The sequence below is a fragment of the Alloalcanivorax marinus genome, assembly GCF_016785095.1.
Taxonomy (GTDB): Bacteria; Pseudomonadota; Gammaproteobacteria; order Pseudomonadales; family Alcanivoracaceae; genus Alloalcanivorax; species Alloalcanivorax marinus_A.
In genome coordinates this window covers 940,732-963,380 of the sequence record NZ_JAEKJB010000008.1, presented here as the reverse complement: position 1 = coordinate 963,380, position 22,649 = coordinate 940,732, and the positions used below count along the sequence as shown (strand labels likewise).

Genomic DNA, 22,649 nt, shown 5'->3' with positions numbered 1-22,649 from the left:
ATGAACCGGGATTCGTCCTCCCCCCGCGGCGGCGTCAGCCGTCGCGGCTTCCTCAAGCTCGGGTTCTGGGGCGCCACCGCCCTGACCCTGGGCGCCGGCGGCGCCACCCTGCTCACCGGCTGCAGCGGCGATCCGGGCCCGGCATCGGGTTACCGGTATCTGCGTCAACGGGATCTGGAATTGCTGCGCCCGCTGATGGCGCCGCTGCTGGCCGGCGGCCTGGACGCCGTGGCCGGCGCCGGCCCGGACGATGCCCTGGCGGCCTTCGACCGGCTGCTGGCCGGCGGCTCCGAGGGCGCCCGCGGGCAGTTGTTCCAACTCCTGGACCTGTTGCAACTGGGGGCCGCCCGCTGGTGGGTCACCGGCACCTGGGCGCACTTCGCCGACCAGGACGAGGCTCAACTCCAGCGCACTCTGGCGGAGTGGTCCGGCAGCGACAACGGCTTCGCCCAGCTCGCCTTCAAGGGCCTCACCCAACCACTGATGATGGCCTGGTATGTGACCCCGGACGCGGCCCTCGGCACCGGCTACCCGGGTCCGCCGCTGAATCTGGCCGCCCACCCGGAATGATCGCCACCGGCGCCAAGGCGCCGGTGGTCTTGCCATAACGCCTTGCCATAACAACAACAGGAAATCCGGTCATGCAGGACCTTTCCACTCTCAAAATCCAGAACATCAACGATCCCTGGGCGGATGCCGGGGACAAATGGCACCTCATCGACGGCGCCGAACAAACCGACGATCTCACCCTGGAAGCGGACGTGGCGATCATCGGCACCGGCGCCGGCGGCGCGGTCAGCGCCGAGATTCTCAGCCAGCGCGGCCTCAAGGTGATCCTTATCGAGGCCGGCCGGTTGCGCAGCTCCCGGGACTTCAACCTGAACGAAGGCGACGCCTACCGGAACCTCTACCAGGAGGGCACCCTGCGCGCCACCAAGGACGGCGCCATCACCATCCTGCAAGGGCGCACCGTGGGCGGTACCACCGTGGTCAACTGGACCTCCAGTTTCCGCACCCCGGAGGAAACCCTGGACCACTGGCGGCGACGCTTCGGCGTGGCCGGCACCGGACGCGCCGACCTGGACCCCTTCTTCCAGCGCATGGAGCAGCGCCTGGGAGTGGAGCCCTGGGCCATGCCGCCCAACGCCAATAACGATGTGATCAAGCGCGGCTGCGAAAAACTGGGCTGGGACTGGTCGGTGATTCCACGCAACGTGCGCGGCTGCTGGAACCTCGGTTACTGCGGCATGGGCTGCCCCACCAACGCCAAGCAATCCATGCTCGTCACTACCCTGCCGACGGCCATGGACGCCGGCGCCACCCTGATCCACGGCGCCCGCGCTCAACGCCTGATCCACGACGGCACCCGGGTAAGCGCCGTGGAAGTACGCCCGCTGGACCACGACAAACGCCCCACCGGCGCCGTGATCACCGTCAAGGCACCCACCGTGATCGCCGCCGGCGGCGGCATCCAGACGCCGGCCCTGCTGCAGCGCTCGGAGGTGCCGGACCCGGACGAAAGAGTGGGCAAGCGCACCTTCCTGCACGTCACCAGCTTCGCCTTCGGCCGCTATGACGAGGAGGTGGCGCCCTACTACGGCGCCCCCCAGTCCCTGCACTCCGATCAGTTCACCTTCGCCGGCGGCGTGGACGGCCCGATCGGTTACAAGCTGGAAATGATGCCCCTGCACCCCGGCCTCGCCAGCGCCCTGATGGGTGGCTTCGGCGAGGAGGCTCGCCGCCACATCACCGAGTTGCCCAACCTGGCCGCCTCCATCGCCCTGCTGCGCGACGGTTTCCACGAAGACAGCCCCGGCGGCACCGTGAGCCTGCGCGACAACGGCGAGCCCCAGCTGGACTATCCGCTCAACGACTACCTGCTGGACGGCGCCCGCCGCAGCCTGCTCACCCAGGTGGAGATGCAGTTCGCCGCCGGCGCCCGGGCGGTGCGGCCAGGGCATATTCGCGCGCCGTTCTACCGGTCCTGGGCGGAAGCCCGGGAAGGCATGAAAACCCTGCCGTTCGCGCCGCTGGAAGTGGCCCTGGGCAGCGCCCACGTGATGGGCGGCTGCCCGCTGGGGGACGAGAAGCGCGGGCTGGTGAACAACCAGGGCCGCTACCATCACCTGGACAACCTCTATGTGTTCGACGGCTCGGTGTTCCCCACCAGCCTGGGGGTCAATCCACAGCTCACCATCTATGGCCTCAGCGCCCGCAACGCCACCGCCCTGGCGGACCGGCTCGCCTAGACGGGCGCCCGGAACAGGTCCGGGGGGGCCCTGCACCTCGGAAGTGGCTTGGGGTATGCTTGCGGGCATTGAGGGTGCCGGGGGAGCGGCGCGACCATGATCGTCGCCGCCCGGACACCGTTTCCGCAGCGAAAAAGCGAGCCGAGCATGACCAACCGTGTGATCTACCCGGGCACCTTCGATCCCATCACCAATGGCCACAAGGACCTGATCGAACGGGCCTCGTCCATGTTCGACGAGGTGGTGGTGGCGATCGCCGCCAGCGAGAAGAAGGGCCCCCTGTTTTCACTGAACGAGCGGGTCAAGCTGGTGGAAGACAGCATCAGCCATCTGGACAATGTGGAAGTGGTGGGTTTCTCCCAGCTTCTGGCGCATTTCTGCCGCGAACAGGACGCCAACATCCTGCTGCGCGGTCTGCGCGCGGTGAGTGACTTCGAGTACGAGTTCCAGCTCGCCAACATGAACCGGCAACTGGCCCCGGAGCTGGAAACCGTGTTCCTGACGCCAGCGGAGCATCTGTCCTTCATCTCCAGCTCCCTGGTACGCGAGATCGCCCTGCTCAACGGCGACGTGCGCAATTTCGTGCCCCCCCATGTGGTGGAGGCCCTGGAGCTGAAAAAGCAGCAGCGGGGCGGTTAAATCCCGCCGCCCGATAACAGCCGGACACGGAGAAAGACCATGATGCGCGGGTTGCTTCTTGCCCTGACGTTGTTCTGCACGGCCGCCCAGGCCGCGTCGCCGGGCAAGGCGGCCATCGCCAGCGCCCACCCGCTGGCCACCGAGGCCGGCTTCGAGATTCTCGACCAGGGTGGCAATGCCTTCGACGCGGCGGTGGCGGTGGCCGCGGCCCTGGCGGTGGTGGAACCCTATTCGGCGGGCATGGGCGGGGGTGGCTTCTGGCTGCTGCACCGCCAGCGCGACGGCCTGCAGACCATGGTGGATGCCCGGGAAACCGCCCCGGCGGCGGCCACCGAGGACATGTACCAGGACGATAACGGCAAGGTGGTGCGCGACCGCGCCATCAACGGCCCCCTGGCCGCCGGTATTCCCGGCCAGGCCGCCGCCTTCGACTACCTGGCCGGGCGCTACGGCAAGCTGCCGCTGAAGAAAACCCTGGCGCCGGCAATCCGCCTGGCCCGGCAAGGCTTCGAGGTGGAGGCGCATTACCGGGCCCTGGCCGGCTATCGTCGCGAGGTACTCAATCGCTATCCCCACGCCGCCGCGGTGTTCCTGGACGGCGGTCGCCTGCCGGCGGTGGGCACCGTGATCCGGCAACCGGATCTGGCCCGGGTGTTGGAGGCCATCGCCGAGCACGGCCGCGACGGTTTCTACCGGGGCCCGGTGGCGGACAAGCTGGTGAAAGGCGTGCGCGAGGCCGGCGGCATATGGACCAAAAAGGATCTGGAAAACTATCGGGTCAAGGAACGCGAACCCATCGTCGGCCACTTCCGGGGCGGCCGGGTGATCAGCGCGCCGCCGCCCTCCGCCGGCGGCATCGTCATGATGGAGGCGCTCAATATCCTCAGCCAATTCAATGGTGGCGAGATTAGTGAGGACTTACTTCCCCATCTCACCGTGGAGGCCTGGCGGCGCGCTTACCAGGACCGTGGTCGTTATCTGGGCGATCCGGACTTCGTCTCGATACCTGTGGATAACCTGTTGAGTAATTCCTACGCCGAGGCGCGAGCGGCCTCCATCGAACTGGACCGCGCCACCCCCAGCAGTGAGCTGGGCGAACCGGTGGCCACCGAGGAAGGTTTCCATACCACCCACCTGTCGGTGCTCGACGCGGACGGCAACCGGGTGGCCGCCACCCTGAGTATCAACCTGCCGTTCGGCTCCGGCTTCATGCCCAAGGACACCGGCGTGATCCTCAATAACGAGATGGACGATTTTTCCTCCAAGCCGGGCAGCCCCAACGCTTACGGGCTGGTCGGTTCAAAGGCCAACGCCATCGCCCCGGGCAAGCGACCCTTGTCGTCCATGACGCCCACCTTCGTGGAGTTCGACGACCGGGTGGCGATCCTCGGCACACCGGGGGGCAGCCGCATCATCACCATGGTGATGCTGGGCGTGATGGAAGCCGCCGCCGGCAAGCCGGTGGAGGACTGGGTCACGCGCCAGCGTTTCCACCATCAGTTCCTGCCCGACCGGGTGCAGGCGGAGCCTGCCTTCCTGGACACTCCGGAAGCCAAGAGCCTGCGCCTGCGCGGCCATGACGTGGTGTCCGTGGAGCGCGCCTACGGCAACATGCAGGCGATTCTTTGGGACCGGAAGGCGGGCCGGGTCAGCGCCGCCTCCGACCCGCGCGCCATCGGCGCCGCCGAGGTGCGCGCGCCAGCCCCCGCCGCCGCCGATTGACCGGCCGGCACCGGCGTCTGGCCCGTTGGAACCTGGGCAGGACGCCGGCGGCCGGTCAGACTCCGGGTTTCGCCTGTCAGCGGGAGAGCCCATGGGCCTGCAACGCATCGAGATCGACAAGACCTTTCCGTTTCCGGTGGACGCTCTGTTCCGCCATCTCAGTGATCATGAAAACCTGTCCTCCCTGTTCGCCCCCGCCAAGGTGCGCCGGGTCAAGGCCGGCGAAGGGGAGCCCAATGGCGTCGGCTCGGTACGGCGGCTGTCCCTGCCGCTGACGCCGCCGTTCGAGGAAACCGTCACCGAATTCGAGCCGCGCCAGCGCATCGCCTACCGCATCACCAAGGGCAGCCCGCTACGTGATCATTTCGGGGAGATGGTGTTTTCCGAGCACGGGGACGGCGGCTCCCGGCTTCAATACACCATCGTCTTTCGCGGCAAGGTACCGCTGCTCGGGGCACTGGTGAAGCCGGCCCTGGAGAATTCGATCCGTCGGGGTCTGAACAATCTCCGGCTTTAAATCTCGTCCTTGGCCTTGCCCTGACCGTCGGCGCTGGCGGCGAGCAGGGATTCCAGCTCCTCGCGCCCGCGGGCGGAAATCTCAATCAGCTTGTCGAGCTGATCACGGTGCTGGAACTGCTCGCGCAGCAGCCGCTCGTCCACGTCCCGGAAGGTGCGCACCACGTCGATGGCGGTACTTTCCGGCACGCCCAGCTGCACCAGGGCGGTCTGGGCGGTGCGCAGGCTGGAATCCAGGGTCTCGCGAATCACGTGCTCGACCCCTTCCGCCATTAGCGAGTAGGCGTGGTAGCGATCCCGGGCCCGGGCGATCAGGGTGATGCCGGGGAAGTGTTCGCGGATCAGCCGCGCCGCCCGCAGTGAGGCCTGCACATCGTCGATGGCGAGCACCATCACCCGGGCGTGGTCCAGGCCGGCGGAGTGCAGCAGATCCAGCCGCGTCACATCGCCGAAGTAGACCTGATTGCCGAAGCGCCGCACCGTATCGATGTGCTCCGGATTGGAATCCAGCGCGGTAAAGGGAATCCGCCGGCTCACCAGAATCCGGCCAATAATCTGCCCGAAACGGCCAAACCCGGCGACGATCACCGGCGGCTGGCCGTTGGGCGCCGGTTCATCCGCGACACTGCGCGAGGCACGCCCCGGCGCCGGCCACCAGCGCGCCACCAGCTTCAACAGCAGCGGGGTGGCCGCCATGGACAGCGCCACCACCAGGTTGAGGCGGGCGATCATGTCCATGGTGAGCAGGTTCAGGGCTCCGGCCTGGGTGAACAGCACGAAGGCGAACTCACCGCCCTGGCTGAGCAGCAACCCGAACCGCAGAGCATCCCGCCAGGCCACCTTCATGGCCCGCGCGATCACCACCAACACCAGGGTCTTGATCATCAGCAACGCCACGCCCATGGCCAGGATGCGCAGCGGCGCGCTGACCAGCAGTTTCAGGTCCATGGTCATGCCAATGGCGATGAAGAACAGGCCCAGCAACAGGCCCTTGAAGGGCTGGATATCGGCGTCCAGCTGCTCGCGGAACGGCGAATTGGCCAGCAGCATGCCGGCAACGAAAGCACCCAGGCCCATGGACAGGTGCAGGGTGTCCATCAATTCGGCGGCGCCCAGCACCAGCAGCAGGGCGGTGGCGGTCATCAGTTCCCGGTTATGAAGCCGCGCCAGCCAGGCCAGCCAGGGGTTGAGCACGTAACGGCCGGCCAGCCACATCAGAATCAACGCCCCCAGACCGATCAGCAGTTGCGGTTGCTCTCCATCACCGCCGCCCGCGCCGCCGGCCAGCACCGGCAGCAACAGCAGCAGCGGGATCACCGCCAGATCCTGGAACAGCAGAATGGAGAAGGCATTGCGGCCCTGGGGCGTACCCAGCTGGTTGGTTTCCACCAGCATCTGCACCGCGAAGGCGGTGGACGACAACGCCAGGGTGGCGCCGATGGCCACCGCCGCCGGGGTGCTCTGGCCCCAGGCCAGGAAGAAACCGCACAGCAAGCCGCCGCTGAACAGCATCTGGCTGACACCCAGGCCCAGCAGCCGCTTGCGCTGGGCCCACAGCTGGTCCGGCGCCAGCTCCAGGCCCACCAGGAACAGCATCAGCACCACGCCCAGTTCGGCGAAGTGCAGCACCGCCTCCGCGTCGGGAATCAGAGCAAAGCCCAGCGGCCCGATCAGGATGCCCGCCGCCAGATAGCCGAGGATGCTGCCCAGACCCAGGCGCTGGAACAGCGGCAACAGCAGAACCGCCGCCGCCAGCAATACCAGTGCCTGGTTGAAGTAACCGCTCACTAATCCCAGCTCAGGGGCAACTCGGAAGACCCGGGGCTGTCCGGTTGACCGGCGGGCGCCTCGGCGGGCGTGGCGGAGGGGGCCGGCGGACGCACCCGGTCACCGGGCTGCGGCGCCTCACGGCGCTGGGTGATCCGGGCAACCGCGTAATCCGGCCGCACCTCGGTAACCCTCAGGCTCGCCAAAGCGTCGCTTTCCATGCGGATCGGCAGGCCGGTCTGTGGGTCCTTCAGGGTTTCCACCGGCCGGTGGACATTGAGCACCGTGTCCGCCTCAAGACGCCCCTGGCCCTGGCTCAGGTAGACCCGGTCACCGTCCGCCTTGAGCACGATCACCGGGTAGAGGGTATCGGTGGCGGCGCCGGCCAGATCGCGGGCGATGCGCGGGTAGACCAGGTCCGCCAACCGTTCCGGATGGCGCCAGTCATCCAGGTTCTGCCGCCGCGCCAGTTGCCGCACGCTGCCCTCGGACTGTTGCCAGTCGAACAGGCCGGCGGCCAGGATCTCGCCGCCAGCGGCGTCGATCAGCCGATAGCGGACCCGCACATAGGGCTCGTAGCCCTGGAAACTCGCGCCGTAGAAGGTACGCGCCTGATCGCCGATGTCGAACGCCTCGATGTGACCCACCAGCAGCAGATCGGCGCCCTTGGCCTTGCCCAAACGCAGCAGTTCGGCGGGCTCGGCGCTACCGTTGCGCAGGATCGCCCGTTCCGCGTCACGCTCGGCCAGATGGGCGCGGTCCAGGACCCGGAACCGGCCGGACTGGGTGAAGGCGTCCACCAGATTGGCCTGCAGCCGGGCGCCCACTTCGGCCGCCGGCAGACTGGTCTCTCCCAGGGTGTACCGGTCGGCGTCGCTGGTGAAAGGCGCCACCACGATGGCCGGCAGATGGGAACGGTCGGGACCCGGGGCGCGGTGACGCAGAATCACCGCCTCCACGTCGGCCCGCCACAACGCGTTGTCCTCCTGGGCCACGCCGGTGACCCGGTAGCTTTCCAGGCTGCCCAGGGTGGGCAGTTGCGGTTCCGCCACCGAGGTGCGGGTACCGGTCCAGGTGGTCACGTCACCCTGGCGTTGGATCACCCACTGGCTCACCTGACGCCGGAACGACGGGTCCACCGCCAGGGTCACGCCGCCGGCCTGGCGCACCGCCGCCACCAGGGCGTTGGTGACCGCCTGCTCCGGGTCCTCGCCATAGCCCCGGGCGGTCACCGTCTCGGTGTCCGCGGCCCGGACCAGGCCGGTGGCCACCAGCGCCAGCAACACGAACAGAGTGGAAAGCCGTTTCAACATGAGTACCTCCCTGGCGCCGGCCGGCCTGGATTACAGGCCGAACAGACTGCGTTTGCGGGTCTTGCGGATTTCCTTCTCGCCGGACCACTCGATGATGCCGCTCTGGATGTTGAGCAGCTTCAAGGTGAACTTGTAGTACACGTCCTTGGTGCTGTCGTCGCGCTTCACGATGGACGACAGATTGCCGTAAAGCATGAACTCGGCGCCGATCTGGCGGCCCATCTGGGCGGCGGTGGCCTGGTCGACCATGCCGGAATCCTGCTGGTATTCCAGTTGTTCGCGCACCCGGTTCACCACCGACATGTCCACGAACCGGAACTTGCCGGAATTGATCAGCTTGGTCTGGATGGTGTCGGTGATCGATTCGGTGTCGATGTGCTCGCTGGTCTTGTTCTTGACCCGGTCCACGAACAGCACCGGGCGCCGGTCCCGGGTCATGTCCACGATCGGAGGGAACACCATCATGTCGTCCACCATCTTGGCGGCGATCATCTGCAGGTCGGTGGAGCCGAAATCCGTGGTCACGGTTTCCCGCGCCTGGGCATCGCCGTAATCCACCTTGGAGGCGCAGCCGGTGAGCAGCAGCGCCATCGCCAACGCCGCCAGGGACAGTACGCGAACCATTACCTTCTCCTTATTCAATGGGGCCGGGGCGCTTATTCACGCACCCAGATTTCGTAGCGCACGGCGCTGGGATTGGGGGCCACCGCCTGAACATTGCTCTGGCTGCGGCCGGCCATCACCAGTTGCCGCCAGGGCTGGGATTCCGGCGCCACCTCGAAGCCGTCCTTATCGAACCATTTGATCTTGTACTGGAAGTCCAGTTCAAACTTCCAGCCGTTTTCCAGGGTGGCCTGGACGAACAGCAGATCACCCACCTTTTTTTCCTGCAGGGCTTCCACCGCCAGGCGGTTGGCGAGCAGGGAATTGTTGGAGTGCAGCGCCACCTCGCCGTCCGCGCCGGGGCCGGCCTGGTTGGATGCCGAGCAACCGCTCAGGAAGACCGCCAGCAACAGGGCGCACAGCGGGTAAAGAATGACTTTCATAGAGATCCCTCCTGAACGGGTAATACACGGGTGAGAAGACCATCGGGCAGCGCCACCACATGGATCACGGTGAGCCCGCGTTCCACCACGGGCACCGTCAAACTAGCACCGCCCCCGGGCGTGCTCAACTGGAGGCGGTGCTCACCGGGCGGCAACATCAGACGAGCGGCCTGACCATAGGCCGGCAGGCTCAGCCAGGTGCGCAGATCGGCCCGTTCACTGACCAGATTGAACAACTGGGTCAGGAAGGCGCCCACCGGACCGAAGTCATCGTTGGCTTTCTTTTGCAGATTATACTTGCCGGTGGCGCGCAGCGCCTGGCGCACCAGCATGGCGGGTACCTGTTCGCGCAGGTGCCGGGCGGCCAGCCCGCCGACGTCGGTGAGTACCCCGGTGGAGGCTTGTTCGCCGCCTTCGGCGCGTACCGTCAACGACCGGGGTGCTGGTTTGTCGGCGACGTCATAGGTGGGAAAGGCCACCGCGAAGATACCGTGGGGCGTGGGGATCGGCAGGCTGATTTCCCGGCGCGGCGGCACATAACCCTGCTCGTAAAGCACCGCCACCATCCCCTGGCCACGGGGATAACGGCCATCCAGGGCCCGGGAAACCCGCGTCACATCCTCCTTGATCCAGTCCGCGCCGGGGTGGATCTCCAAGGCCTTCTTGTAATCCACCAGGGCATCGTTGTATTCGCCATGGGCCTCCCAGAACAGGGCGGAGAGATAGAAGGTCCAGGCGTTCTGGAAGCTGGCCTTGACCGTGCCGGCGGCAACGTCGAGCCCGGCGAAGTAGCCGTCCAGCCGGTCCGGATCGATGCCCTGCCGGTCGGCTTCCTGTTCCGCCCTGGCGATTTCCCGCTCATGACGGGCGGCCGCCACCCTCTGCTCCTCGGCGGCGGCGCGCAGCTCCACGGCGGTGCCGGTGACATCATCACCCTGCCAATAGTTGAGGGCCTGGTAGGCGTGGGCGTAGATCCGTTCGTAGTCCGGCGCCACGTAGGGCAGGGCGTTGTCGTTGACCATCAGCGCGCCGGCGCCGGTGACCAGGCCGGTGGCGCGCAGCCGCGCCGCTTCGTCGGTTTCCCGGTAGTGCTCGAAGACCCGGTCGAAGGCGGCCCGGCTGCCGTCGATATCACCGTCCAGTTGCGTGACCCGACCCAGTTCCTGGAGGTAGAGCACGCCGTCGGCGCTGTCGGCGCCCTTATCCAGCAACGACGTCGGCGCGGCGCCGGCGCCCAGTCCGCTCTTCCAGCCACGGGCCTGATCCGGGTAGGGCTGGAACAGCGAGCGCGTGGCGCAGCCGGACAGCAGCGCCGCGCCGAGCAGGCACAGCAAGGTGTTGCGGGCGAACGACCAGATCAAGGGCGAAACATCCTTATCCCCCGGGCGACATGCGGACATAAAAAAACCGGAGTGGGCAAGTTAGCCCGGCTCCGGTTTCTTGTCGAGGCAAAGGCGCCTCACACCGTTAGAACAGCACCCGGGTGCGGATGGTGCCATCGATGGTGCGCAGCTTGTTCAGGGCGAGCTGGCTGTATTCCTTGTTGACGTCGATCACCACGTAGCCAATGTCCTCGTTGGTCTGCAGGTACTGGCCACAGATGTTGATGCCGTTCTCGGAGAAGATACTGTTGATCTGGGTGAGAATGCCCGGGATGTTGCGGTGGATATGCAGCAGGCGGTGCATGTCCGGGTGGGCCGGCAGGGCCACTTCCGGGAAATTCACCGCGCCCAGGGTGGCGCCGTTGTCGGAGTAACGGACCAGCTTGTCGGACACCTCGGTGCCAATGTTCTGCTGCGCCTCGTGGGTGGAGCCGCCAATGTGCGGCGTGAGAATCACATTGTCGAATTCGCGAAGCGGGCTGACGAATTCGTCGTCGTTGCCCTTGGGCTCCTCGGGGAACACGTCGATGGCGGCGCCCAGCAGGTGGCCATCGCCGATCGCCGCCGCCAGGGCATCGATGTCCACCACCTTGCCACGGGCATAGTTGATCAGGTAGCTCTTGGGCTTCATGGCCCGGATCTGTTCTTCCTTGATCATCCAGCGGGTGGCCGCGGTGTCCGGCACGTGCAGGCTGACCACGTCGGCCAGGCCCAGCAAATCGTTAAGGCTGCCCACCTGTTCGGCGTTGCCCATCGGCAGCTTGGGCACCACATCGTAGAAATACACCTTCATGCCCATCGCTTCGGCGAGCACCGATACCTGGGCACCGATGTTGCCGTAGCCGACGATGCCCAGCTTCTTGCCACGGATCTCGTAGCTGTCCTTGGCGGACTTGAGCCAGCCGCCCCGGTGAGCCACGGCGTTCTTCTCGGGAATGCCGCGCATCAGGTTCACGGTGTGGGCGATCACCAGCTCCGCCACCGAGCGGGTATTGGAGTAGGGCGCGTTGAACACCGGTATGCCACGCTTGAGGGCGGCCTTCAGGTCCACCTGGTTGGTCCCGATACAGAAGCACCCCACGCCGATCAGCTTCTCGGCGGCGGCGAACACCTCCTCGGTGAGCTGGGTGCGCGAGCGAATGCCGATGAAGTGGGCGTCCTTCACGGCTTTCTTGAGGTCATCGCCGGTCAGCGCGGTCGGCAGCAACTCCACGTTGTCGTAGCCGTGCGCATGCAGATTATCCACCGCGTTCTGGTGGATGCCCTCGAGCAGGAGGATGCGGATCTTGTCCTTCTCAAGAGAAGTATTGGCCATGGGTGCTCTCGGTAGCGGGTAAAAGGGGCGCGTATGGTACCATAGCGCGCCCCGGATGAGACCCATCCCGACCGTCGTTGTGCTCAAGTTAACTTGAACAAGCCTGGAGTTGCCTATGACCGCCCTGGCCCATGCCGCCCTGGACCAATTGAGCGAGCTGCTCGGAGCCCGCTGTCTTACCGATGCCGACAGCGCCGAGCGCTACGGGGTCGACTGGACCAAGGTCTGGGCGCCGGCGCCCAGCGCCGTGGTGCTGCCGGAGACCGCCGAGGAGGTTCAGCAGATCGTCGAGATCGCCAACGAGCACGGCCTCCATCTGGTACCCTCCGGCGGTCGCACCGGCCTGTCGGCGGCGGCGGTGGCGGCCAACGGCGAGGTGGTGGTGGCGTTCGATCGCATGAACCGGGTACTGGACTTCAACGAGTACGACCGGGCCGTCACCGTGCAACCCGGCGTTGTCACCCAGCAACTCCAGGAATTCGCGGAGCAGCAGGGTCTGTTCTACCCGGTGGACTTCGCCTCCGCCGGCTCCAGCCAGATCGGCGGCAACATCAACACCAACGCCGGCGGTATCAAGGTGATCCGCTACGGCATGACCCGCGACTGGATCACCGGCCTGAAGGTGGTCACCGGCCGGGGCGAGCTGCTGGACCTGAACAAGGGGCTGATCAAGAACGCCACCGGCTACGACCTGAGGCATCTGTTCATCGGCTCCGAGGGCACCCTGGGCTTCGTGGTGGAAGCCACCGTGAAACTGGCCCGCCAGCCCCGGGATCTGACCGCCCTGGTGCTGGGCGCGCCGGGCTTCCGCGAGGTGATGAAGGTGCTGCACGCCTTCCAGAAGGACATCGACCTGACCGCCTTCGAGTTCTTTTCCGACAAGGCCATGGCCCATGTGCTCGAGCACGGCGTGGCGCGACCCTTCGACACCGATTGCCCGTTTTACTGCCTGCTGGAATTCGAGCAGCTTTCCGAACAGGTGGGCGAGCGCGCCATGGAGATCTTCGAGCACTGCGTGGAGCAGGGCTGGGTGCTGGACGGCGTGATGAGCCAGTCCCTGGGTCAATTGGAACAACTGTGGCAACTGCGTGAGCGGATCTCCGAATCAATCGCGCCACACACGCCCTACAAGAACGATATTTCGGTGACCATTTCCAAGGTACCGGATTTCGTCGAGGCCGTGGACAAGGTGGTGCAGGACGCCTACCCGGATTTCGAGATCGTCTGGTTCGGCCACATCGGCGACGGCAACATGCACCTGAACATTCTCAAACCAGCCGACCTGCCCAAGGAAGAATTCTTCCAGCGCTGCGGCGAAGTGTCCCGCTGGGTGTTCGATATCGTCGCCAGGTACAATGGTTCGATCTCCGCGGAGCACGGCGTGGGCATGACCAAGAAGCCTTATCTGGGCTATTCCCGCAGCGAGGAGGAGATCGCCTGCATGAAGGCCATCAAGGCGGTGTTCGACCCCAACAACATCATGAATCCCGGGAAGCTGTTCGATGTCTGAGGAATACGTTCACCGCTGGATCGACGGCTCGGCGATGGACCGGCCGGTGGGCAAGATCGTGTGCGTGGGCCGCAACTACGCCGATCATGCCCGGGAACTGGGCAACGAGGTCCCGGACCAGCCGCTGCTGTTCATGAAGGGCGCCAACGCCCTGTGCAGCCTGCACGAGCCCCTGGTGCTGCCCGAAGGGCAGGGCGAGGTGCACCACGAAGTGGAAATGGTGGTGATGATCGGCAAGCGCCTGCGCGGCGAAACCGATCTGGAAACGATCCGCTATTCCATCGCCGCCTATGGCATCGGCCTGGACCTGACCCTGCGCGACGTGCAGTCACGGCTCAAGGAAAAAGGCCAGCCCTGGGAACGGGCCAAGGCGTTCGACGGCGCCGCGCCGGTATCCGGTTTCGTGGATGCCCGCGGCGTTTCCGTACGTCAGAACCTGGAGGTATCACTGGAAATCAACGGTGAACTCCGCCAGCACGGCCATACCGGCCAGATGCTGTTTCCCACCTTTGAACTGCTCGCCGACATCAACCGGGTATTCACCCTGGAGCCCGGCGACCTGGTGTTCACCGGCACGCCGGCCGGGGTGGGGCCGCTCAGAGGCGGCGACACTTTTACCGCGCGGCTCGGCAATATCCTGCAGGTGTTCGGCGCCGTCCAGAGCTCACCGTAGGAGCGGCTTCAGGCGCCGATGTCCTCGTCGGTGTTGTCCTTGTCGAATTTCCGCACCGGGCTGTTCTCGTCGCAGTCCGGCTCATGGAGGAAGGTGCTGGTCACATCCACCACGCCCAGATGCTGAATGGTGCGACGACCGATCAGCACCGGATAGATCATGTCACTGCGGTTGTTCAGGCCGAACTGCTCTTCGTAAACGGTGTCACCGAAGCAGATTTTCATCAGCACCACGGGGCGGTCGTCGCGGCCACCGGCGCCGCGCACGGTGAGGTCGCGATAAACCGGCCGCTCGAAGGTCTCACTGACCACTTCCTTGTCCTTCTGGTCTTCCACCTTCACCTTGAAGCGCACCCATTCCTCGCCGTCTTTCTCGAAACGTTCCACGTTCACCGCATGCAAGGACGACGTCAGTGCGCCGGTATCCAGCTTGGCTTTCACCCGGGCGCCCATGGGCTCCAGGGTGGCGTTCTCGACCCAGCCGAATACGTGCTGAATTTCGGTGGTGGCCGCGGTGGCGGTCACACTGAACAGCAGGCCCATCACAATCAGAATCCGTCGCATGATTTCCTCTTTTGTTTCCCGTGGTTAACTAGGGACCGGCACGACTCAGGGACGTTCCCGGAGTGCCCGCACCCGTTGGCGCAAATCATCGGCATTCACCGCTTGCGGCGCCACCGTCTCCCCGGCGTTCAGGGTGATCCGCGACCAGAAACGCCGCGGCAGACGGGTCAGGGCCGGTCCGCCCTTATGGCTGAAGAAACTACCCCATAGACCGGAAAGTGCCATAGGAATTACCGGTACCGGCGTTTCCTTTACAATTTTTTCCACGCCGCTTTTGAATTCACCCAACTCACCGTCCGGCGTCAGGCGGCCTTCCGGGAAGATGCACACCACCTGACCGTCCTCCAGTTCCTCGCGGATACGGCGGAAAGCACGCTCATAGACCTCCGGATTACGCTCCTTGCCATCGATGGGAATGGTCTTGCCGGTGCGGAAGATGTAGTTCAGCAACGGCATGTCGTAGATCGGCTTGAACATGACGAAGCGCACCGGTCGCCGCACCGCGCCGCCGAGCAACAGGGCATCGACGTAACTGACGTGGTTGCACACCAGCAGGCAGGGCCCTTCGTCCGGTATGTGCTCCAACCCCCGGGTCTTGATCCGATAAAGCACGTTGGTAAGCATCCACACCAGCAGTCGGATCAGGAACTCCGGCACCACCGAGTAAATGTAGGCCGCCACCAGAACGTTCAACAGCGCCAGCACCAGAAAGAACTGCGGCACGGTAAGCTCCAACATCCCCACCAGCACGATACCGGTGGCGGCGGAGGCGACCATCAGCAGGGCATTGAGAATGTTGTTGGCGGCGATGATGCGCGCCAGGTGGCGGGGGTCCGACCGCTGCTGGATGAAAGCGAACAGCGGCACGATGTAGAAGCCACCGAACACACCGATGCCGGCCAGATCCGTCAGCACCCGCCAGCCGGATGGTTCGGCGAGGAAGGCACCGATGCTCATTTCCACGCCCTTGGGCAGCCCCGCGTAGGAGAAGAACAGATCAATGCCGAACAAGCTCAGACCAATGGAGCCCAGCGGTACCAACCCCAACTCCACGCGGTGACCGGACAGCTTTTCGCACAACCAGGAGCCAAGGCCGATGCCCACCGAGAAGGTCCCCAGCAACAGGGCATAGAGGCCGTCGGTACCGAGCAGGTAGTCATCCACGTATACCTTGAGTTGGGTGGTGTAAGCGGCGCCCAGGAACCAGAACCAGGAAATACCCAGCACGCTCATCCACACCGATTTCACCTCCCGGGCATAGCCGACGATGCGCCAGGTTTCCTTCCACAGATTCCATTCCAGGCGGGTGCCCGGGTCCGCCGCCGGTGCCGCCGGAATACCCCGGGACGCCAGATAGCCCAGCGCCGCCAGGCCCACCACGGACACCGACACGATCAACGGATCGGCGGCGTCCATCTTCAGCAGCACCCCGGAAATCGAGCCCAGCAGAATGGCCAGGAAGGTGCCCATCTCCACCAGGGCGTTACCGGAAACCAGCTCCCGGGGGCCCAGGTGCTGGGGAATGATGGAGTATTTGATGGGCCCGAAGAAGGTGGACTGCAGCCCCATCAGAAACAACACCGCCAGCAGGAAATAAACGCTGCTGAAGAAAAAGCCGGCGGCGGCGCAGGCCATGATGATTACCTCGGCGAGCTTGATCCGCCGTACCAGCATGGCCCGGTCGTATTTGTCCGCCACCTGGCCGGCCAGTGCCGAAAACAGAAAGAAGGGCAGGATGAACAGGGCCAGGGCCACGTTGTTGAGCGTGTTGACCCCGGCCCCGGCCACCACCCCGGTGGCGATCAGCAGAATCAGCGCCTGCCGGAACACATTGTCATTGAACGCGCCCAGGAACTGGGTAAAGAAAAACGGCCCGAAACGCCGTTTGGTAAGCAGCGAGAAAACCCCTTCCTTCATGCCCCGTCTCCATGCCGTGAAGCGTCGCCGGGGGACCGGTTGGTGGTCGCCGACCAGTCCGCCAGATAATGACGCAGCAAGGAATCCACCATGGCGCGCGGGTCCGCGTCGCCGGCCACGTCCAGTTTGTTATTGGCCTGCAGCACACAGATGCCGTGCAGGCCTCCCCACAGGGTGCGCGCGCCCAGTCTCCGCTCCTCTTCCGTGGCCCAGGGCGCCAGCCGCTGGAGCTGGCGTTCCACGATCAGAAACAGGGACCGGGTGCGGCGTGCGTACCAGGCCGGCACCTCGGCGCCATTGGCCATGCGATGCTCGAACACCAGCTGCCACAGTGGCGTCTGGGCCCGGGAAAGATCGAGATAATAATGGGCCATGGCGGTCAATGCCGCCTCCGGGTTCTCCATTCCGGAGGCGGCATCCATGCGATCGAGCAGACTATCCAGGGTGTCCGCGTTCACATGCAGAATCAGGTCGTCCAGGTTATCGAACAGGTGGTAGAGCATGGCCGGCGCGTAGCCCAAACGACGCGCTACCTCACGCACGCTCAGTTTTTCCAGGCCCTGCTCGGCCACCAGGGTACGAACCGTGCCGATGGCCAGAGCCCGAAGTTCCGGTTTGCTGTGTTCGTTGCGGCGCGCCATCGATACTCCTCGTCCAGCGGTGGAAAACGCGCTCATTATAGCCACGCCTTCTGAACAGTGTTCAAAAGGGCTGTTTCCGAATGTGTCAGGGCGGTGGCGCGCCGGGCCGGCGGCCAATGGGACGCGCCGGATTGCCGGCCACGATGGTCCAGGGCGGCACGTCCCGGGTCACCACCGCGCCCATGCCGACCACCGCATGGTCGCCGATGGTGACGCCGTCGACCACGCCGGCCCGCGCCCCCAGCCAGACATCGCGGCCAATGCGGATGCCCCGCGAGCGCACCGGTTGCTCGCGCACCAGAGCACCGGCATCAAGGCCGTGATCGAAGGCATACAGGGTCGCGTAGGCGGCGATGCGGGTATGGTCGCCGATCTCAATGCCGGCGGCGCCACCTTCCAGGGTGGCATGGTGGTTGATGCTGACGTGCTCGCCGAGAGTCAGAGGCCCGTGCAGAACACAGTCCGCCGCCAGGTGGGTGTGATCGCCGATACGGATATCACGCCCGGGTTCGGCGAACAGGCGTGCCTGGGGTGCGACAAAACAGTGCACCCCAAAGTGCACCGTTTCCAACCTGGACCACTCCGCCTGCAGCGCCACCTGCCACGGTTCGGCCCAGGCCCGATGACGGGGCTTGAGACGCGGGTACAGCCAGGGCATATAAGCCAGGCGCTGCTTGTGCTGTTCGCGGTAGGGGTCGGTCATGGGCATCCGGGGTCGTCTTTGCCCCGCATGCTACACCAATCAATGGCGTTGGATGATCGCGACTGAAGTCGCTCCTTGTGTCTCTCCGCAGGAGCGACTTCAGTCGCGATCAGGCTCAGGCCGCCGCCGGCACCGCCCGTTCCGCGAAATGCATCAGAATCGATGAGGCCTGATGACACTCACGCACCTTGGGCAGGGCGTCGTCCACCTGCTGGTCGCTGAGCGCGCGACCGCGCTGGGCCTGCAGGTAGGCGCGGGTGACATCGGCGCTGAATTCCGGATGGAACTGACAACCCCAGACACGGCTGCCGTAGCGAAATGCCTGGCAGCTGTCGTGGCCGTTGCTGGCCAGCACCTCGACGCCGGGCGGCGCCACCAGCACCGACTGGCGGTGCATCATCTGGGCCCAGGGCTGGTCCCACAGACCACCGAGCAAGGCATCGCCCCGCGCCCGCGTTGAAAGCCGCAGTGCCACGGTGCCCACCTCCATGCCCAGGGGATGGTCGTCCACCTCGCCGCCCAGGGTACGGGCCAGCAGTTGGTGGCCGAAGCAGATGCCGAGCATGGGCGGAGCCTCGGCCTGACCCAGCGCGTCCTCGAGCCAGCGCATCAACCGCCGCATCCAGGGTGCTTCGTCGGTCACCATGGCATGGGAGCCGCTGATCACCACGCCGGCGGCCTCGGCGGGATGCGGCAGGGTATCGCCGTCCAGGGCATTCACCACGCGCACCGGGGTGCGCTCGCCCAGCCCGCGACCGATCCAATCCTCGAAGTCGCCGTAATGCTGGCGCAGAATCGGATAGGTGGAGCCGGTTTTCAAAATCAATACAGGTTTCATGGGTGCCTCCATTCAACCGGGTCCCCAGCAAGGGCCGTACCAGCTTCGGTGAAAGGCACGTAAAAGCTGCCACGCAATGTGACTCAGGCCAGATCCCGGTGGCGCGGACAGCTCACCAAATGATCATTGACCAGGCCGGCGGCCTGCATGAAGGCATACATGATGGTGGGACCGACGAAACGGAAACCCCGTTTCTTCAAGTCCTTGCTCATGGCCTCGGCGGCGGGGGTAGTGGCGGGTACCTCGGAGAGCGCCCGGAAGCGGTTGACCCGGGGTTCGCCATCGACGAAGCCCCAGATCAGGGCAACCGGATCGATGCCGGCGTCGCGCAAATCCAGCCAGGCGCGGGCATTACCCACCGCGGCACGCATCTTCAGACGGTTGCGGATCAGGCCGCTGTCCTGGAGCAAGGCGGCCACGCGGGCATCGTCATAGCGGGCGATGCGCTCCGGATCGAAACCGTCCAGGGCACGGCGGTAATTCTCACGCTTGCGCAGGACGGTGATCCAGCTCAGGCCCGCCTGGGCGCCTTCCAGCAGCAGGAATTCGAACAGGCGGCGTTCATCGTATTCGGGCACACCCCACTCCTGGTCGTGGTAGGCCACGTAGAGCGGGTCGGTGCCACACCAGGGGCAGCGTTCCATGGGCAGCACGGTATCACCGGCCCCTGGGGGACGCTATACTTGCCCCCCTCAAATTCAACGACTCGGCGATCGGAACGAACAACGGGATCAACCATGGCGGACCAACCGCAAGCGGACGTAAGCACTTTCCAGGGCCTGATTCTGGCCCTGCAGCAATATTGGGCGGAGCAGGGCTGCGTGGTGGTGCAGCCCCTGGACATGGAAGTGGGCGCGGGGACCTTCCACCCCAGCACCTTCCTGCGCGCCATCGGCCCGGAGAACTGGAACAGCGCCTATGTGCAGCCCTCCCGGCGGCCCACCGACGGCCGCTACGGCGAGAACCCCAACCGGCTGCAGCATTATTACCAGTTCCAGGTGGTGCTCAAACCTTCCCCGGACAATATCCAGGAATTGTACCTGGGTTCGCTACGCCTGCTCGGTTTCGATCCGTTGGTGCATGACATCCGTTTCGTCGAGGACAACTGGGAATCACCGACCCTGGGCGCCTGGGGCCTGGGCTGGGAAGTCTGGCTCAACGGCATGGAAGTGACCCAGTTCACCTACTTCCAGCAGGTCGGCGGCATCGACTGCTACCCGGTGACCGGCGAAATCACCTACGGCCTGGAACGGCTGGCCATGTACATTCAGGGCGTCGACTCGGTGTACGACCTGGTGTGGTCCAAAGGACCCTCGGGGACCGTGACCTACGGCGATGTGTTCCTGCAGAACGAGGTGGAAATGTCCACCTTCAACTTCGAATACGCCAACGTGGAAGCGCTGTTCCAGCAGTTCGATCTGTTCGAAAGCGAATCCACCAAGCTGATCGAGGCGGGGCTGCCCCTGCCAGCCTACGAATACGTGCTCAAGGCCTCCCACACCTTCAACCTGCTGGACGCGCGCAAGGCGATTTCGGTCACCGAGCGTCAGCGTTTCATTCTGCGCGTGCGCACCCTGGCCCGGGCCGTGGCCCAGGCCTATTTTGACGCGCGCCGCAAACTGGGCTTCCCGATGGCCGACGACGACATCCGCGAGGAGGTGGAAACCCAGCTCCGGCAACAAGAGCAGAAGGCGGCCAAGAAGAAGGGGAGCAAGGCATGAGCGAACAACGGGATCTGCTGATCGAACTGGGCACCGAGGAACTGCCGCCCAAGGCACTGCCCACCCTGAGCGCCGCCCTCACCGAGGAGCTGGTGCGCCAGCTCGACGAGGCCGGCCTCGGCCACGGCGCCGTGGAGAGCTTCGCCGCGCCGCGCCGCCTGGCGGTACTGGTGCGCGACCTGGACGCCAAACAGCCGGACCGCCAGGTGGAACGCCTGGGCCCGGCGGTGCAGGCCGCCTTCGACGGCGACGGCAATCCCACCAAGGCCGCCCAGGGCTTCGCCGCCTCGGTGGGCCTGACCGTGGACCAGCTCGACCGCCAGCAAACCGACAAGGGCGAGCGCCTGTTCGCGCGCCTGGAAGAGACCGGCCGCGCCACCGCGGAACTGGTGCCGGAGTTCGTCGCCCAGGCGGTGAGCAAGCTGCCGATTCCCAAGCGCATGCGCTGGGGGCGTCGCAAGGTGCAGTTCGTGCGCCCGGCGCACTGGCTGGTAGCGCTGTTCGGCAAGGAAGTCATCGACTTCGAACTGCTGGACCAGCAGTCCGGTCGCGCCACCCATGGCCACCGTTTCCACGCCCCCCAGGCCATCGAGCTGGCCGAGGCCGGCGACTACGCCACTCGCCTGGAGCAGGATGGCAAGGTGATCGCCGATTTCGGTCGCCGCCGGGAAATGATCCGCCAGCAGGCGGAACAGGCCGGGCGCGATGCCGGCGGCCGGGCGCGCATCGACGACGACCTGCTCGACGAGGTCACCGCCCTGGTGGAATGGCCGGTGGCCCTGGCCGGGCGCTTCGACGACGATTTCCTGCGCGTGCCCCAGGAAGCGCTGATCAGTGCCATGGAGGAGCACCAGAAATACTTCTCCGTGCTCGACGCCGACGGCAAGCTGATGCCCCACTTCATTACCATCAGCAACATCGAGTCCCGGGACCCGGCCCAGGTGTCCGCCGGTAACGAGAAGGTGATTCGCCCGCGTCTGGCGGACGCCGCCTTCTTCTACGACAACGACTGCAAGAAACCGCTGGAGCAACATGCCCAGGGCCTGGCCCAGGTGGTATTCCAGCAGCAGCTCGGCACCCTGGCGGACAAGTGCGAACGCATCGCTGCCCTGGCCGGCGTGATCGCCAACCGGATCGGCGGCGACGGACAACTGGCGCGCCGCGCCGGTGCCCTCAGCAAGGCCGACCTCAACAGCGAGATGGTCTACGAGTTCGACACCATGCAGGGCATCATGGGCTATTACCTGGCGCGCAACGAAGGATTGCCGGAGGAACTGGCGGAAGCCCTGCACGAGCAGTATCTGCCGCGCTTCGCCGGCGACGCCCTGCCGGAAACCAAAACCGGCCAGGCGGTCTCCCTGGCGGACAAGATCGACACCCTGGTGGGCATCTTCGGCATCGGCCAGACCCCCACCGGCACCAAGGACCCCTATGCGCTGCGCCGGGCCACCCTGGGCATTTTGCGCATCATCATCGAGAACGGGCTGGCCCTGGATCTGCGCGAGCTGCTGGAACAGGCCGCCGGCCAGTTGGAAGGGCGCATCGACGCCGCCCGGGTGGACGAGGCCTTCGATTTCGTCAAGGGTCGTTACCGGGCCATGTACCAGGAGCAGGGCATCGCGACCCCGGTGATCCAGTCGGTGCTGGCCATCGACGACGCCTGCCGCAGGCCGCTTGACTTCGACCGCCGCGTGAAAGCGGTGGCCGCTTTCCAGCAGCGCGAGGAAGCCGCCGCCCTGGCCGCCGCCAACAAGCGGGTCTCCAACATTCTCGCCAAGCTGGAGGAAGCACCGCCGGAGGAAATCGACGGCGCTCTGCTGGAGGATGAAGCGGAACAGACCCTCACCGACCTGGTGGTGAACGCCTACGAGCGCAGCGAGCCGCTGCTGGAAGAAGGCAACTACGAAGCGGTGCTGGCCCTGCTGGCCGAGCTGCGCGAACCGGTGGACGCCTTCTTCGAGGACGTCATGGTGATGGCCGAGGACCCGGCGGTGCGCGGTAACCGGCTGGCTCTGCTCAGCTTCCTGCGCGATCTGTTCCTGAACGTGGCGGACATCAGCCTTTTGCAGGAGTGACGCCAGACGCCGGACGCCGGACGCTAGACGCTTTAACCCGGGTCTGAGAGCCCGGGTGT

Annotated in this window: 21 protein-coding genes; 9 read left to right on the top strand and 12 right to left on the bottom strand. The window is 65.6% G+C overall.

Going from position 1 to position 22,649, the window contains the following annotated elements:
- The 5 genes from JF515_RS11505 (at position 1) to JF515_RS11485 (ending at position 5,127) form a co-directional block, all read left to right on the top strand.
- Entirely contained in the window at positions 1-570 is a 570-nt protein-coding gene (locus JF515_RS11505) for a Tat pathway signal protein (RefSeq protein WP_203104323.1), read from the top strand.
- 71 nt (positions 571-641) lie between these two features.
- Positions 642-2,249, top strand: a complete 1,608-nt coding sequence (locus tag JF515_RS11500) for a GMC family oxidoreductase (protein WP_203104320.1) — start codon at positions 642-644, stop codon at positions 2,247-2,249.
- Between the two features lie 147 nt (positions 2,250-2,396).
- A complete protein-coding gene (coaD, locus tag JF515_RS11495; RefSeq protein WP_203104317.1) occupies positions 2,397-2,888 on the top strand; it encodes a pantetheine-phosphate adenylyltransferase in 492 nt (163 codons plus the stop codon).
- 39 nt (positions 2,889-2,927) lie between these two features.
- Positions 2,928-4,610, top strand: a complete 1,683-nt coding sequence (ggt, locus tag JF515_RS11490) for a gamma-glutamyltransferase (protein WP_203104314.1) — start codon at positions 2,928-2,930, stop codon at positions 4,608-4,610.
- Between the two features lie 91 nt (positions 4,611-4,701).
- Positions 4,702-5,127, top strand: coding sequence for an SRPBCC family protein (locus tag JF515_RS11485; protein ID WP_238400972.1), 426 nt, complete (start codon positions 4,702-4,704; stop codon positions 5,125-5,127).
- Here JF515_RS11485 and JF515_RS11480 read toward each other — a convergent pair.
- The 6 genes from JF515_RS11480 to serA form a co-directional block, all read right to left on the bottom strand.
- Positions 5,124-6,914: a monovalent cation:proton antiporter-2 (CPA2) family protein gene (locus JF515_RS11480; RefSeq protein WP_203104311.1), complete on the bottom strand. Its 1,791-nt coding sequence runs from the start codon at positions 6,912-6,914 to the stop codon at positions 5,124-5,126. The two genes, JF515_RS11485 and JF515_RS11480, sit on opposite strands and share 4 nt — an antisense overlap.
- Entirely contained in the window at positions 6,914-8,206 is a 1,293-nt protein-coding gene (locus tag JF515_RS11475) for a CsgG/HfaB family protein (RefSeq protein WP_203104309.1), read from the bottom strand. The genes JF515_RS11480 and JF515_RS11475 overlap by 1 nt, the downstream gene beginning before the upstream one ends.
- 30 nt (positions 8,207-8,236) lie before the next feature.
- Complete coding sequence (lpoB, locus tag JF515_RS11470) at positions 8,237-8,830, bottom strand: penicillin-binding protein activator LpoB (RefSeq protein WP_203104306.1); 594 nt, start codon at positions 8,828-8,830, stop codon at positions 8,237-8,239.
- A 32-nt stretch (positions 8,831-8,862) separates the two neighbouring features.
- The gene (locus JF515_RS11465) at positions 8,863-9,252 is read right to left on the bottom strand and encodes a YcfL family protein (RefSeq protein ID WP_203104302.1); all 390 of its coding nucleotides are present in this window, start codon (positions 9,250-9,252) and stop codon (positions 8,863-8,865) included.
- On the bottom strand, positions 9,249-10,613 hold the full coding sequence (locus JF515_RS11460; RefSeq protein WP_238400971.1) for a COG3014 family protein: 1,365 nt from the start codon (positions 10,611-10,613) through the stop codon (positions 9,249-9,251). Before JF515_RS11460 ends, JF515_RS11465 begins: the two co-directional genes overlap by 4 nt.
- 106 nt (positions 10,614-10,719) lie before the next feature.
- Positions 10,720-11,949, bottom strand: a complete 1,230-nt coding sequence (gene serA / locus JF515_RS11455) for a phosphoglycerate dehydrogenase (RefSeq protein WP_203104300.1) — start codon at positions 11,947-11,949, stop codon at positions 10,720-10,722.
- Positions 11,950-12,064: 115 nt separating this feature from the next.
- Between serA and JF515_RS11450 the strand changes: the two genes are divergently transcribed.
- Both JF515_RS11450 and JF515_RS11445 read left to right on the top strand, forming a co-directional pair.
- Positions 12,065-13,459, top strand: a complete 1,395-nt coding sequence (locus JF515_RS11450; RefSeq protein ID WP_203104297.1) for an FAD-binding oxidoreductase — start codon at positions 12,065-12,067, stop codon at positions 13,457-13,459.
- Positions 13,452-14,132, top strand: a complete 681-nt coding sequence (locus tag JF515_RS11445; RefSeq protein ID WP_203104294.1) for a fumarylacetoacetate hydrolase family protein — start codon at positions 13,452-13,454, stop codon at positions 14,130-14,132. Before JF515_RS11450 ends, JF515_RS11445 begins: the two co-directional genes overlap by 8 nt.
- Before the next feature lie 8 nt (positions 14,133-14,140).
- Here JF515_RS11445 and JF515_RS11440 read toward each other — a convergent pair whose 3' ends face one another.
- The 6 genes from JF515_RS11440 to JF515_RS11415 all read right to left on the bottom strand — a co-directional run bounded on the left by JF515_RS11440 (position 14,141) and on the right by JF515_RS11415 (position 19,438).
- Positions 14,141-14,695: an ATP-dependent zinc protease family protein gene (locus JF515_RS11440; RefSeq protein ID WP_203104291.1), complete on the bottom strand. Its 555-nt coding sequence runs from the start codon at positions 14,693-14,695 to the stop codon at positions 14,141-14,143.
- 45 nt (positions 14,696-14,740) lie between these two features.
- Positions 14,741-16,612 carry an MFS transporter gene (locus JF515_RS11435; protein WP_203104288.1) on the bottom strand — a complete coding sequence of 624 codons (1,872 nt, stop codon included), beginning with the start codon at positions 16,610-16,612 and terminating at the stop codon, positions 14,741-14,743.
- The gene (locus JF515_RS11430) at positions 16,609-17,253 is read right to left on the bottom strand and encodes a TetR/AcrR family transcriptional regulator (RefSeq protein ID WP_203104286.1); all 645 of its coding nucleotides are present in this window, start codon (positions 17,251-17,253) and stop codon (positions 16,609-16,611) included. The genes JF515_RS11435 and JF515_RS11430 overlap by 4 nt, the downstream gene beginning before the upstream one ends.
- Positions 17,254-17,338: 85 nt before the next feature.
- On the bottom strand, positions 17,339-17,956 hold the full coding sequence (locus JF515_RS11425) for an acyltransferase (protein ID WP_203104283.1): 618 nt from the start codon (positions 17,954-17,956) through the stop codon (positions 17,339-17,341).
- Positions 17,957-18,071: 115 nt separating this feature from the next.
- Complete coding sequence (locus JF515_RS11420; protein WP_203104279.1) at positions 18,072-18,794, bottom strand: glutamine amidotransferase; 723 nt, start codon at positions 18,792-18,794, stop codon at positions 18,072-18,074.
- An 83-nt stretch (positions 18,795-18,877) separates the two neighbouring features.
- A complete protein-coding gene (locus JF515_RS11415) occupies positions 18,878-19,438 on the bottom strand; it encodes a DNA-3-methyladenine glycosylase I (RefSeq protein ID WP_203104577.1) in 561 nt (186 codons plus the stop codon).
- Between the two features lie 93 nt (positions 19,439-19,531).
- On the opposite strand from JF515_RS11415, the gene glyQ reads away from it, so the two are divergent.
- Together glyQ and glyS are read left to right on the top strand one after the other, a co-directional pair.
- Positions 19,532-20,515, top strand: a complete 984-nt coding sequence (gene glyQ, locus JF515_RS11410) for a glycine--tRNA ligase subunit alpha (protein ID WP_203104277.1) — start codon at positions 19,532-19,534, stop codon at positions 20,513-20,515.
- Positions 20,512-22,590, top strand: coding sequence for a glycine--tRNA ligase subunit beta (glyS, locus tag JF515_RS11405; protein WP_203104274.1), 2,079 nt, complete (start codon positions 20,512-20,514; stop codon positions 22,588-22,590). The genes glyQ and glyS overlap by 4 nt, the downstream gene beginning before the upstream one ends.
- Positions 22,591-22,649 lie beyond the last annotated feature (59 nt).